This is a genomic window from Microcoleus sp. AS-A8 (assembly GCA_039962225.1).
Lineage (GTDB): Bacteria > Cyanobacteriota > Cyanobacteriia > Cyanobacteriales > Coleofasciculaceae > Allocoleopsis.
Genome location: JAMPKV010000002.1, coordinates 236,035 through 249,236, shown reverse-complemented (window position 1 = coordinate 249,236; position 13,202 = coordinate 236,035). Strand labels below are relative to the sequence as shown.

At 47.3% G+C, this 13,202-nt stretch carries 8 protein-coding genes; 7 read left to right on the top strand and 1 reads right to left on the bottom strand.

Translation table 11 applies throughout. From position 1 onward, the window contains the following. Positions 1-90: 90 nt before the first annotated feature. The 6 genes from NDI48_04210 (at position 91) to NDI48_04185 (ending at position 10,323) form a co-directional block, all read left to right on the top strand. Positions 91-1,332 (top strand): VWA domain-containing protein, encoded by a 1,242-nt coding sequence (locus tag NDI48_04210; protein ID MEP0830408.1) that lies wholly within the window; start codon positions 91-93, stop codon positions 1,330-1,332. Between the two features lie 533 nt (positions 1,333-1,865). Further along, positions 1,866-3,089, top strand: a complete 1,224-nt coding sequence (locus tag NDI48_04205) for a response regulator (protein MEP0830407.1) — start codon at positions 1,866-1,868, stop codon at positions 3,087-3,089. Positions 3,090-3,206: 117 nt separating this feature from the next. Then, entirely contained in the window at positions 3,207-3,572 is a 366-nt protein-coding gene (locus NDI48_04200; GenBank protein ID MEP0830406.1) for a response regulator, read from the top strand. A gap of 16 nt (positions 3,573-3,588) precedes the next feature. Beyond that, the gene (locus tag NDI48_04195) at positions 3,589-4,146 is read left to right on the top strand and encodes a chemotaxis protein CheW (GenBank protein ID MEP0830405.1); all 558 of its coding nucleotides are present in this window, start codon (positions 3,589-3,591) and stop codon (positions 4,144-4,146) included. Positions 4,147-4,507: 361 nt separating this feature from the next. Further along, positions 4,508-6,853: a methyl-accepting chemotaxis protein gene (locus NDI48_04190; protein ID MEP0830404.1), complete on the top strand. Its 2,346-nt coding sequence runs from the start codon at positions 4,508-4,510 to the stop codon at positions 6,851-6,853. A 122-nt stretch (positions 6,854-6,975) separates the two neighbouring features. Continuing rightward, positions 6,976-10,323, top strand: a complete 3,348-nt coding sequence (locus NDI48_04185; protein ID MEP0830403.1) for a hybrid sensor histidine kinase/response regulator — start codon at positions 6,976-6,978, stop codon at positions 10,321-10,323. Positions 10,324-10,420: 97 nt separating this feature from the next. Here NDI48_04185 and NDI48_04180 read toward each other — a convergent pair whose 3' ends face one another. Beyond that, positions 10,421-11,500, bottom strand: a complete 1,080-nt coding sequence (locus NDI48_04180; GenBank protein ID MEP0830402.1) for a PIN/TRAM domain-containing protein — start codon at positions 11,498-11,500, stop codon at positions 10,421-10,423. A gap of 361 nt (positions 11,501-11,861) precedes the next feature. Between NDI48_04180 and hemW the strand changes: the two genes are divergently transcribed. Further along, a complete protein-coding gene (gene hemW / locus NDI48_04175) occupies positions 11,862-13,124 on the top strand; it encodes a radical SAM family heme chaperone HemW (protein ID MEP0830401.1) in 1,263 nt (420 codons plus the stop codon). The last annotated feature ends 78 nt before the right edge of the window (positions 13,125-13,202 follow it).

Genomic DNA, 13,202 nt, shown 5'->3' with positions numbered 1-13,202 from the left:
TGTGCTTATTGACCATCACTATTGCGTAGTACTAGCGTATTGGCAGGAAGTTGCTATTAGTACGTGTTGCTTGCTCAGGAGACTTATGACATGAAAGTTGGTTTGCACTCTGCTCTGAATGATGCCCATGTTGATGCCAATCAACCGAGTAGTCAGCGTCAGCTGTCGATTGCGATCGGTGCGATCGCATCTGGGCAAGTTCGCAATGTCCCCTTGAATTTGTGCCTGGTTCTCGACCACAGTGGTTCGATGAACGGACGCCCTCTGGAAACTGTGAAAAAGGCCGCGATTCAATTAATCGAGCGGTTGAATCCAGGCGATCGCATTTCGATCGTCGCCTTTGATCACAGAGCCAAAATCTTGGTCAAGAACCAAGTGATCGATGACATCGATGGTGTAATCAAACAGATCAAACGGCTGTCGGCGGATGGTGGTACAGCGATTGATGAAGGTCTCAAGCTGGGAATTGAAGAAGTCGCCAAAGGCAAGGCAGAGACTGTGTCTCAGGTCTTTCTACTCACCGATGGGGAGAATGAACATGGCGACAACAAACGCTGCCTCAAATTAGCGGAACTGGCAACCAGCTACACCATCACGTTGAACACCTTAGGCTTTGGAGCCAATTGGAACCAAGATGTCTTGGAAAACATTGCGGATGCTGGAGGTGGCACTCTCTCCTATATTGAACGCCCAGAACAAGCGGCTGATGAATTTGGCAGACTGTTTGAGCGTGCTCAATCGGTGCAGCTTACCAATGCCTACCTTCTCTTCTCTTTAATGCCTAAGGTGCGGTTGGCGGAACTTAAACCCATTGCTCAGGTCGCTCCAGAGACGATTGAATTGCCCGTGCAACGAGAGGGCGACAAGTTTATGGTGCGCTTGGGAGATTTGATGACGGATGCGGAACGGGTGATTTTAGCGAACCTTTATCTCGGTCAACTACCACAGGGGCGTCAAGCGATCGCTAAACTGCAAGTGCGTTACGATGACCCAGGCGTCGGGGCAGAAGGTCTACTCTCGGAAGTGGTATCGATCGAGGCAGATGTTCAGGGTGTTTATCAACCCGCTCTCAATCCTCAGGTGCAAAAGTCTATTCTGGCTTTGGCGAAGTATCGGCAAACTCAAATTGCAGAGGCCAAATTGCAGGAGGGCGATCGCTCCGGTGCGGCAACGATGCTGCAAACGGCGGCAAAAACTGCCCTGCAAATGGGCGATCAAAGTGCGGCGACTGTATTACAAACTAGCGCCACTCGCTTGCAAGCTGGGGAAGAACTTTCAGAAGCCGATCGCAAGAAAACCCGCATTGTTTCCAAAACCATTTTGCAGGAGTAGAGATTACCTGAGTGTCAATCGTTAGGGACGTTCCGATGGAATGTCTCTAACTTCGTGTGGGACAGTCCTCATACCGAGTTGCGTTCAAAGATGGTAGATCAGTTGCATGGGGTGATGGGGGGAAGAATACAGTAATACGTTTGACGGCAACTGTATAGCAACGGAGATATTTTGTACCTATTTATATATTCGATCAATTTGGAGTATTGCAATAAGCCACACTGATTGATCAATTTTTTATTGATCAGAGATTTTTAGCTGAACTAATATTTTTTAATTTCAACAATTTTATCCAATTAGAGTTTATTGATTGTGTAAATTCGTCTAAAATTCTTGTCATTTTTAGGTGGTGTAAACTAACTTAAGATAGTTGTCATTTTTGGAACAATTTGTTAAGTTGAGTTATGCCGCCTGTATTACACCTGAATTACAAGCCAACAATTATTTTTTGGCTAACAGCAGAGGAACTGCAATAAAGTTCATTATTGACATTTTTATTAGTTATCAACTGTAATTCCCTAGGAAATATTACCATGAAAACTCAAATAAGTTTTAATTTTCTAGAGAAATACAGATTTAAACAATCGAAAAAAGCTCAAGTTATTGAAACGTTTCAGAAAGTTCAGTTTAGTGGACAAATGATATGGGTATCTCCAAATAATGAAAAAAGATGGACTCTTTATTTCTGCCAGGGTCGCATTATGTATGCCACAGGTGGAACTCATCCAGTCAGACGCTGGGCAAGAAACATAGCCGCTTATTGCCCTCAGATTCAGGTTGATTTTACAGAACTGCAACACGAGCTTTTAAAGCTTAATCTTGATAGTTTCATCAGTAGCTGGGAATACCAACTATTTGGCTTGTGGCTAAAACAGAAAAAAATTACCGAAGCTCAAGTTGAACAAGTCATTCAATCAGTCTTAGAAGAGGTAATTTTTGATTTGTCGCAAGAGGATGGTTTGACTCATCAAATCAATGAATATCCATGTACATCTCAGCCACTTGCCGTGATTGATGAGAAACAAGTGATTGCAGATGTTCAGCAGCTTTGGCAAGCGTTCTGGAATGCTCAAATTGTTGGTTATTCTCTCAACAAAGCACCTATTATCAAGCAGCATCAGCCATTACAAGACTGTACATCAGAAAGGGTTTATCAAGCTCTAACCCAACTGCTAAATGGAGAAAATACTCTGCGCGATTTAGCGGTCAAAATGAAGCGGGATGTCGTACAAGTCATTCGTTTACTTCTACCTTACCTTAAATCAGGATTAGTAGAACTTATTAGCATCTCCGATCTACCTGATCCGGTGGGTCGAACAGTTCTGAATCTACCATCTCAGCCGATCAATCCTACCAAACCGCTCATTGCCTGTGTCGATGATAGTGTGGCCGTTTGTCAAACTCTAGAAAAGCTTTTAACCGCAGCCGGTTATCGATTTATTAGCATTAATGATGGCTTGCGAGCGCTCACAAGTCTTTTAGCCTCTAAGCCGGATTTGATATTTTTAGATTTGATGATGCCCAATACCAATGGTTATGAAATTTGTAGCCAATTACGCAAGGCTCCATCGTTTCGTAATACTCCCATTGTAATTTTGACGGGAAATGATGGCATTGTTGATCAAGTTCGAGCTAAACTTTTCGGTGCATCAGATTTTTTGAGTAAACCCGTCGATGCGGGAAAAGTCCTCAACACGATCTCTAAGCATTTATCGCCAAATGAGTTGACTTACAAAGGGGTGCAATTTGAAGGTTAGAAGATTGTAAATGCTCCACCGATTTATCCCCAAGTAGCGGATAATTTTAACCTTGAATCTAACCAATATCGGTTTTTTCATCACTACATTCTGTTGTTTTGCACTCCCATTAACTTTATGAACACCGCCCTAATCGTTGAAGATTCCTTGAGTGAACAAGAAATTATATCTGGTTGTCTGCTGCAAGGAGGTCTTAATGTATTAAAAGCCAACAATGCAGAAGAAGCCATTGCAAGAATCAGTCATCAGAAACCGGATGTGATTATCTTAGACGTCGTCCTACCCGATCGCAGTGGATTTGAATTGTGCCGCGAACTGAAAGGCAAAGCAGAAACGAGCCAAATTCCAATTGTTATCTGCTCGACCAAAGGAGGCAAGCTAAATCAACGGTGGGGCATGAAGCATGGAGCAGATGCCTACTTAGTCAAACCCATTGACCAAGAAGAACTCGTGGATACTGTTAAAAATCTGCTCAAAAGCTAAGCCTTAACGAGAATCCATGTCCAATTCTTCGTCAGTTCCCAACTCCTTATTACCACTCCCGAATTCAGCGTCTTCCAGTGAAAGAGAACCGTTTTTGCGGTTTAATCTAGAGCCGGATACAACAGCACTCTTACCACTGCCTCAATTGACTGAAGTATTCAACATTCACATCAGTCAAATTGTGCCCATTGCTCACATGCCATCTTGGATCAGAGGAGTCTACAACTGGCGTGGCGAAATTCTCTGGATAGCAGATTTGGGGCACTTAGTTGGACTGACTCCCAGTTACCAACAGCATCGCAGTACTTTAATGTATACAACCGTTGTATTACACTCTCTCTCCCACCCCGTAACCTCTACCACCGTTAAGCCGCAGCTACTCGGTGTCATTGTCAATCGCCTGGAAGATATTGAGTGGTGCGATTTAGAGCAAATCCAGCCCCCACCATCATCCATCGTTCATCAAGGTTTACTGCCATTTTTGCAGGGCTATTGGTGGAAATCAGATGATGAAATGTTAGCTGTTTTCGATGGTGAAGCGATTATGGCTGCGATGCCGAAGCAGAATGTTTGAATAAAAACTCTCTTGAGCCTTGAACGCTCCAAACCAAGGTTCAAGTTGGGTTACAAAAGTAGACTTTCATTCGATTTTTGTGACCCATTCAGCCAACATTACAGATAACGGTGTTAGCTTACCGTGCATCTCCTGGGAAAACATTTTAAGTTGAGGGACAAGTAATCTATCCCTCTTCCATTTTTCCATCTATCCCTCAGCCCGAAGTGGCAATCAAAATGGCTCGTTGCTGAAAAGATAGCTCCGTTTCCTATCTTTTCTAGTGCTTCCTTCAACGACCTCAACACTCTTCTTTGTTTCCCTGGTGGTTGGGCAAAAAAAGCAACCATCAGCTACTTAGTACCCATACAGCATTGCTTCTATGACTCAGATTCCCCCTCACAATTCCTTTACCAAAACGTCCAATGGTCACCCGTTAGTCCCTAACCATTTACCTGTTGGGGGTAAAACACCTGTGATGGAAGATTCTTCTTCCCCTATTGTGCTGTCTTCCCAAAAAGCTGAATCTTATTTACAGAATTTAGACCTTTCTGTGCAAAAGCGGCAACCTCCTTGGTGGCGCTTCTCCCATCAGGCTTTTACTAGTTTGCGAACCAAGGCAACATTACTGGCTCTCGCTATCGGCACAATTCCCGTGGCGCTAGTTGGAACAACCGCCTATTTTACGGCTAGTACAGGAATTAAGACAGAAATTCTTCAAAATGAAGAACATAATACTCAAGACTTGGAAGACAGGTTAAATTTCTTTATCAAACAGCGCTATGAGGACCTGCTCAGGCTGTCTAAGCTAGATGCCTTCACCAACCCTCAGGTTCGGAATTCCCTCACGGCTGAGGAAAAAAATGCCATCCTCAAGGACTGGATAGACTCTGGCAAAATCTACAACAGCATACTTGTGTATAACCCTCCTCGACGGGAAACGATTGCCTCAGCAGGCGAGATATTTGACCTAGAGCAGGTGTTGAAGGTGGACTATACTCAAGCTGTATTGGCAACGGATCGCCCCGTAATCGTCGATCCGCGACAAAGCCGAACTCAGGGTGTGGGTTTTAGTTTTTTTGCGGCGGCTCCTGTTAAGGATAAATCAACCAACAAAACAGTCGCCCTTGTCCGTACCCGTGCCTCAATGACTGTAGTGAACGACTTTTTGTATGGAAGCGAAGCCAACCTGGGTCGAGACTTTTATCTGACGGATTCTCAAGGAAATATTACCGCATCCAGTAACCCCAAGCTGCTCCAGAAAAAGCTAGCAGACATATTCCCCAAGTTATCTTCCCAGATCCAGAAAGCGGGTAAGCAAAAGCTCACCACGATCATGTCTGAGAAAGGGCAGGAGCAAATTTTCACCTATGTTCCCAACGAGGAACTGCGTCGAGCCTATGGATTGAACTGGAGTCTGGTGGTTGCGCGCCCTACAGTGGTTGCCTTTGCTCCCCAAAGACAGCTACTCATCACCCTGCTTTTGGGGACGGTTTTTTTCACAGCGTTAGTAGCCGTAATCGCGATCGCAATCGCCAACCGAGCCACTCGTCCAATTTTAGAGGCGACGGATGCTGTGGTCAAAATTGGTCAGGGAGAACTGAATACTCGCTTGACGGTACAAGGTGACGATGAACTGGCCTTGTTAGTCAATAAAATCAACGATATGGCGGGTCAGTTGGGCATACTCTTGCACGAAAAAGAACGAGTCGCCGATGAGCAACGCCAGCTCACGGAACTCTTGCAAAATCGGGTGTTGGAACTCCTGGAAGAAGTCGAACCGATTAATGATGGAGACCTCACTATTCGCGCAACCGTGACCGCCGATGATATTGGGACAATCGCCGACTCCTACAATTTCATGGTCGCAAACTTGCGCGAAATTGTCACAAAGGTGCAATTTGCTGCTACCAACGTTGCCACAACGACGAGTAATAATGAACAGTCCATCCAAGCGCTCTCCCAAGAAGCAGTACGTCAAGCCGAGGAAATTACCGTAGCGCTCAAGCAGGTGCAAGAGATGGCTCAATCGGCGCGACAGGTGGCACTCAGTGCGGAAAAAGCAGCCCAAGTGGTACGCAGAGCCAGTCAAACCGTGGAAGAAGGTGACGCTGCAATGAACCGAACGGTAGAAGGGATTGTGGCGATTCGAGAAACTGTTTCACAAACACGACAAAAAGTCAAGTATCTTGGAGAATCTTCCCAAAAGATTTCCACTGTCGTCAACCTGATTAGTGAATTTGCCTCACAAACCAAGATGTTGGCGTTTAATGCCTCGATTGAGGCGACGCGTGCTGGGGAACAAGGGCGAGGGTTTGCGATCGTAGCAGATGAAGTGCGAACACTAGCGCAGCAATCGGCAGAAGCAAGTCGAGAAATCGAGAAGTTAATTGCCGCCATCCAGGGAGAAACCAATGAGGTAATCGCCGCCATGGAAGCGGGTACTGAGCAGGTTGTGATGGGAACCAAATTGGTGGATGAAACACGGCATACCTTGAGTAAGATTACCGTTGCGTCTGCTGAAGTCAGCCAACTGGTTGAAGAAATCGCTCAAGCGGCAAGCGAGCAATCCGGTGTTTCGGAAACGGTAACCCAAACCATGACGAATGTGGCTCAAATTTCCGACAAAACCTCCCAAGAAGCCACTGTTGTATCGTCCTCCTTTGAGGAACTCCAACGGGTTGCCAAGGCTCTGCAAGAAGATGTGGCTCAATTCAAAGTCAGCTAATGAGTTGCAGGTTGCAGGTTGCAGGTTAACAGGTTAACAGGTTGCAGGTTAACAGGTTATATCTTCAAACTTTCAACCTTCAAACCTTCAACGGTTCAACCTTCAAACCTTCAACACTGGACATGGCAGTCAACCCTGATATCCGCGACCACGCTTATAAATTTTTCATCGAAGAGGTTCCTGAGTTTTTGCAGGTACTTGAAGCTGGGTTACTGACACTCAAGCAAGAGCGTAGCAATAGTCACATCCACAGTTTAATGCGAACCGCTCACTCGATTAAAGGAGGAGCGGCGGGCGTAGAATTAGATGCGATCGCCACCTTGGCTCACCGCCTGGAAAATCTCTTCAAGGCGCTCTACAGCGAAACCGTAGAAATCGATACTGAACTAGAAAGCCAACTGCTCTCGGCTTACGACTGCCTGCGATTACCCTTAATGCAGCAGATGACATCCGGCCAATTTGACGCCGCGCAAGCCTTAGCAACAGCCGAACCCATCTTCGCCCAGTTGGAAGAGCGATTAGGGGACGCCTTCGCCCAGGTGGAACATTTCGACATCCCCACTTCGGCTCAATTAGGGGTCGATATGACAATATCGATCTTTGAAGTGGATGTTGGGCAGGGGTTGGAGCAGCTTGCCACTGTTGTCAGTCACCCCCAAGACTACCAAGTGGCCGCAGAATTACGTCAACAAGCGGAGGTATTTGTCGAGCTCGCTGAAATCCTCAACAAGCCAGGATTAGGGGTGATTGCTGAAGCCGCTCTATCTGCACTCAACGTTCATCCGGAGCAGGCACTCACAATTACAAAACTGGCTTTGGCGGATTTTCAAGCCTACCGAGAAGCCGTGCTAGCTGGGAATGCGACTCCAGACGGAAACCTCTCACTTGCTCTGTTGGAACTGGCTCAGGCATCCGTAGGGTTGGTTGTTGAGCAGGAGCCACTCGTGCCCAACTGGAGTGTTAATCAGGACAACGAGTTCGGGGTTAATCACCCACTGGCAGAGTTTGATTCACTTAACGAGGCAATTGCCGAGTTGGAGGGTTTCGCGTTTTCTCCTAACCAGAGGGATGGCAACCCATCAACAACTCACTCCGCCGATCCAAATCAACCCTTCTTCTCGCTCCTCCTCGATCAAGAAGTGACTCAGGAGGAGAGAGGAGCCAATGGCAGCGAAGTAGAACCACTGGCGACTTGGGAGGAACTGTTGCTCGACGCGGTAGCCAGTGCCGAAGAAGCATCTGCCTCCAACTCACTGATGCGGCTGACCTCAACGCTCAAAGCACTGCAACACCAACAGGGAGACAAAGCAACAGGGACAAATACACCAGAAACTATCGATGTAACGGCTCAAGCGATTGAAACCCCATCCATTGAGAACAGCCCCAACCTGACATTCCAGTTATCACCAGAGACAACGCCACTCAAGCCCAGCTCAACCCCGATTCATCAGGACAACATACCTGTCACACCAACAGTTACAGTGCGGGTTGATGCCGATCGCCTGGAACGGATGAATAATTTAGTCAGTGAGTCTGCTATCCGCCGGAGTGGTCTTTCCCTAGAGAATCGTCAACTTCAGAGTTCGGTGCAAGAACTGCTGAATCGAGCCGATGCGATCGAGCAAATTGTCGAACAGTTGCGGAAGGTATCCGACCAAACGTTGGTGCCTGAGCGAAACTATAACCCCCAAACTGTCCCCGATTCAGTCAGTCAACTCAGAGAATTCGCCACAACTCAAGCTGATTTTGACGCGTTGGAAATGGACAGTTACGGAACCTTGCACTCCTTACTGCAAAGGTTTCTAGAAGACATGGTTCAGTTGAAAGAATCCGTGGCGGATATTGGCCTATTTGCCAGACAATCTGACCGCACCCTAGACCAACTGCGTAAAATGCTCACGAACCTACAGGATGAGTTCGTTTGGGCGCGCATGTTACCCCTGGGTGAAGTCCTCAACCGTTTTCCGCGCATGTTGCGTGATTTATCCACCACCTATCACAAACCCGTGACGCTGAAATTAAGCGGGACACAGGTACTGGTTGACAAAGCCGTCCTGGAAAAAATCTACGATCCCTTGTTACACTTGCTGCGAAATGCCTTTGACCACGGGATCGAACTCCCCGAACTGAGGCGTCAACAAGGGAAATCCGAGCAAGGTGAGATTGAAATCAAAGCCTACCACCAAGGGGGGCAAACCATTATTGAAATCAGAGATGATGGTCAAGGTTTGGATTTGGAAGCGATTGGTCGTCGGGCTTTGGAACGGGGATTGATTTCACCCGAACAACTGTTGAATGTGTCGGAAAATCAGCTCCAGGATTTTATTTTTGTGCCAGGATTTTCTACCGCTAAGCAGGTCAGTGAACTGTCAGGGCGGGGAGTGGGGTTGGATGTGGTGCGATCGCAACTGCAAATCCTCAAGGGCACACTCACCGTGAACTCCACTCCAGGAGTGGGTACCACCTTCACCATCGGCTTGCCGCTCACGTTGACGAGTGCCAAATTAATTGTAGGCTTGGTGGGTTCTCAAGCCATTGCCTTGCCGTCTGACAGCATTGAAGAAATCGTCCTGCCCAAAGCCAACCAGATTCAACGCCACGGGACTCAGCGATTTTTGCAGTGGCGAGAACAAACCGCGCCCATTTATCGAGTGGCTGACCTTTTGGAGTATGCCTATCCAGTGCCAGAAACGCCTCTGGGTCGGGCATTGGTCGTAGAATCGTCTTCAGCGGATTTAATCCCACCGTTGCTAGTCTTCAATCGAGGGCAAACACCTGTTGCCCTGGAAGTCGATCATCTGGTGACGGAACAAAAACTGGTGATCAAACCCTTTGGTGGGGTGGTGGCTGCCCCTAGCTATACCTACGGTTGTACGATCTTGGGGGATGGCAGCTTGATTCCTGTGATTGATGGTGTGACCTTAGTGGAGCAAGCGCTCCGTCAAGAGTCTCAGACCTCTGCGATCGCTTCTGAAACCGTCCAAAGCGCGATCGCTGCTGTATCCGAGTTAGAGCAAAGCATCAAATTCGATCGTGATAGCACCGCCGCCGCTCATACCCATTCATCAGTTAGCCATACCTTAGCCTCGCTCAATAGGGCAACAACTCCTACGGTTTTGGTTGTCGATGATGCGGCTTCTTTACGGAAAACCTTGGCCATGAGCTTGGAAAGAGCGGGGTACCGAGTCTTGCAAGCTGGGGATGGTTGGGAAGCTCTCAAACAGTTGCAGTCCAATGCCGAAGTGAATCTAGTCATTAGTGACATTGAAATGCCGAATTTGAACGGGTTTGACCTTTTGAACCATCGTCGCCAAGACCCTCAACTTCAGCAAGTTCCGCTCGTGATGCTCACCTCCCGCAGCAACGACAAGCACCGACGTTTAGCCATGCATTTAGGCGCTACTGCTTACTTTACCAAGCCCTACATTGAACAAAGCTTTTTAAAAGCGATCAAAGACATCCTCTACTAAGGCGTCTAGAAGAGAGAATTTCCGCCCTCAAGCCAGAACCGATGCCCCTTACAGGCACCGGCTCAATCGTTCAACCCGAACTAAAGGACTCATCGCTTCAAGCTGCAACCGAAGCTTGGGGTCGAGCAAAAATCATGCGTCCTGCTGAAGTTTGCAATGCTGATGTGACCACAACCCGCAGTTCGCCACCAAGGTGATTCAGTCCCTCTTCAACAACCACCATGGTGCCATCGTCGAGATAGCCCACGCCCTGAGACGGTTCTTTGCCCTCTTTGAGGATTTTCAACTCAATACTGTCACCGGGGAGATAAATCGGACGCACCGCTTGAGCGAGGTCGTTCACATTGAGTACAGACACTTTCTGTAAATTGGCAACTTTACTCAAGTTGTAGTCGTTGGTTACGAGAGTGCCATTGATGTCCTGAGCGAAACGTACCAATTTAGCATCTACGGTGTTAACGTCTTCATAATCAGCCGGGTGAATCACCAAACGGTCAGGATAAGCTTGTTGCATCCGATTTAGGATTTCCAAGCCCCGGCGTCCCCGAACTCTTTTCTGATCATTGGCGGCATCAGCCAGTTGCTGCAACTCCTGCAAGACGAACTGTGACACGAGAATTTGTCCTTCGACAAAACCTGTATTCAGCAGTTCTTCGATGCGACCATCAATAATGCAGCTCGTGTCCAAAACTTTGCTAGAGGAGGGTTTTAGGGTGCCTTCTGCCACCAGAATGGACTCTATGCTGTTGGGGTTAATCAGCCGCAGCAGTGCACGACCGTGAGTATCGGCTAAGCTGACCCCTAAAAAGGCGAACATGACACTGCCCAAAATCCCAGCGAGAGGCTTAATAAAACCAAAATCCAAGGGGAGGGGTATCAAGAAAATCGGTGCCAGCATCAAGTTGGCGATGAGTAGTCCCAGTACCAAGCCAACCGAGCGAGTCAAAAGCACCTCGATAGGCATTTTGCGAACTTGCGCCTGGAAGCGGCGGTAGGTAACCTGCGCCATCAAGCCCACTGCAAATCCAATAATGGCACCAAAGCCCGCCGTGATCCAGCGTAACGCCTCCACATTGGAAACCTGAGCCTGGACGGAGGGAGGCAGCAATTCAACGGCATCAAAGCCTATCCCTGCTGCTGCTAGGATGAATAAAAGAATGATGACAAAATCAAGCATCGTTCCAATCCAAGTAATTTGGGTGATATTCCATAAGGAATTGAATAGACAAAAGAATGATATTCGACAATCAGATTCATTATATCTTTCACCTCATTTTGTCTCCTTGTGCCGATCGGCTTAAATAAACTTCCAATTTACTCGCATGACGAGCAACAATATTTAACCTTTAGATTGTCTACTTTAAACTGTATTTCTCACTTCCGCTTTACTGGTGCATCTATAAGGGCAGCCCTGAACTGAAACGTTTCGAGTTGGACTTGTATAGCTATAAATCCGAGCGAGAAACTCATTTTATTCATAAGTGTTAATCAAGTCTTCAGAATTAGCATCATAATTGAAGCCTTGGGGCGAAAAAAAAGTGGTTTATTCCTTACAAAACGCTGAGAAAGTTATCAATCATCTAGCTCCTCGTTCTGCTTATATCCATATTCCCTTCTGCCGACGCCGCTGCTACTACTGTGATTTCCCTGTTTCTGTAGTAGGTGATAAAGCCACGGGGAGTACCTCAGGCACGATCGAGCAATATGTCGGGGTGTTGTGCCAAGAGATTGAAACAACAGCAGCGCATGGGCACTCTTTAGACACCGTTTTCTTTGGCGGTGGGACGCCGTCGCTGCTATCGGTAGAACAGCTAGGACGCATTTTAGAGACTATTGACCAACACTTAGGGATTGCGCGTCAAGCCGAGATTTCCATGGAAATAGACCCAGGAACATTCAGCCTGGAACAGCTCAAAGGATACCAGACTGCCGGGGTGAATCGAATCAGCTTGGGGGTTCAGGCGTTTCAGGATGAATTGTTGAGGGTTTGTGGGCGATCGCACAACGTTACAGATATCTTTGCATCTGTGGCTCTACTGCGCCAAGTAGAGGTTCCCGACTTCAGCCTTGATTTGATTTCTGGGTTACCCCATCAAACTGTAGAACAATGGCAGGAATCGCTGGAAACGGCTGTTCAGCTAGTCCCCAGTCATATTTCCTGCTATGACCTAATTATTGAACCCGTCACTGCTTTTGGACGGCAGTACGCACCTGGTGCCAACCCCCTGCCAACAGATGATACCGCCGCCCAGATGTACCGACTCGCGCGGCAAATTCTCACCCGTGCGGGTTACGAACATTATGAAATTTCCAACTATGCTGTGCCCGGTCATCAGTGCCGTCACAATCGAGTCTATTGGGAAAATCGGCCCTACTATGGTTTTGGTATGGGAGCCGCTAGTTATGTGCAAGGGCGTCGGTTCACCCGACCTCGGACTCGGTGGGACTATTATGCTTGGGTACAACAATTGATGGAAACGGGTGGTGTCCTAGATGCTCCGGAGCTATCACAAACCGATGTTCTGCTAGAAACTTTGATGCTAGGACTACGTCTAGCAGAAGGAGTCAGTTTATCTATCCTCATTGAGCAGTTTGGAGACAAGACTTTGGAAGCCATTTGGACGGCTTTACACCCCTACTACCATAATGGATGGATAGAAGTGGTTCAGGAAGATGGATCAGTTATTGATCAGCCAAACGCCCAAAAACTTCCCTCGATTGGACGGCTAAGGCTAAGCGACCCAGAAGGATTCTTATTTTCCAATACAGTTCTCGCTGATTTATTTAAGAATTTGGACTAAAGTCTTAACTAAACTCATCATTATCCCCAGGGCATCTGGAGCGTCCCTGACGATGCAACTTAAAGGCCCATCTGCTTA

Excerpts from the sequence above, each read along its gene's own strand:
- NDI48_04210 (MEP0830408.1), top strand. The coding sequence starts at position 91 with ATGAAAGTTGGTTTGCACTCTGCTCTGAATGATGCCCATGTTGATGCC.
- NDI48_04205 (MEP0830407.1), top strand. The coding sequence starts at position 1,866 with ATGAAAACTCAAATAAGTTTTAATTTTCTAGAGAAATACAGATTTAAA.
- NDI48_04200 (MEP0830406.1), top strand. The coding sequence starts at position 3,207 with ATGAACACCGCCCTAATCGTTGAAGATTCCTTGAGTGAACAAGAAATT.
- NDI48_04195 (MEP0830405.1), top strand. The coding sequence starts at position 3,589 with ATGTCCAATTCTTCGTCAGTTCCCAACTCCTTATTACCACTCCCGAAT.
- NDI48_04190 (MEP0830404.1), top strand. The coding sequence starts at position 4,508 with ATGACTCAGATTCCCCCTCACAATTCCTTTACCAAAACGTCCAATGGT.
- NDI48_04185 (MEP0830403.1), top strand. The coding sequence starts at position 6,976 with ATGGCAGTCAACCCTGATATCCGCGACCACGCTTATAAATTTTTCATC.
- NDI48_04180 (MEP0830402.1), bottom strand. The coding sequence starts at position 11,500 with ATGCTTGATTTTGTCATCATTCTTTTATTCATCCTAGCAGCAGCAGGG.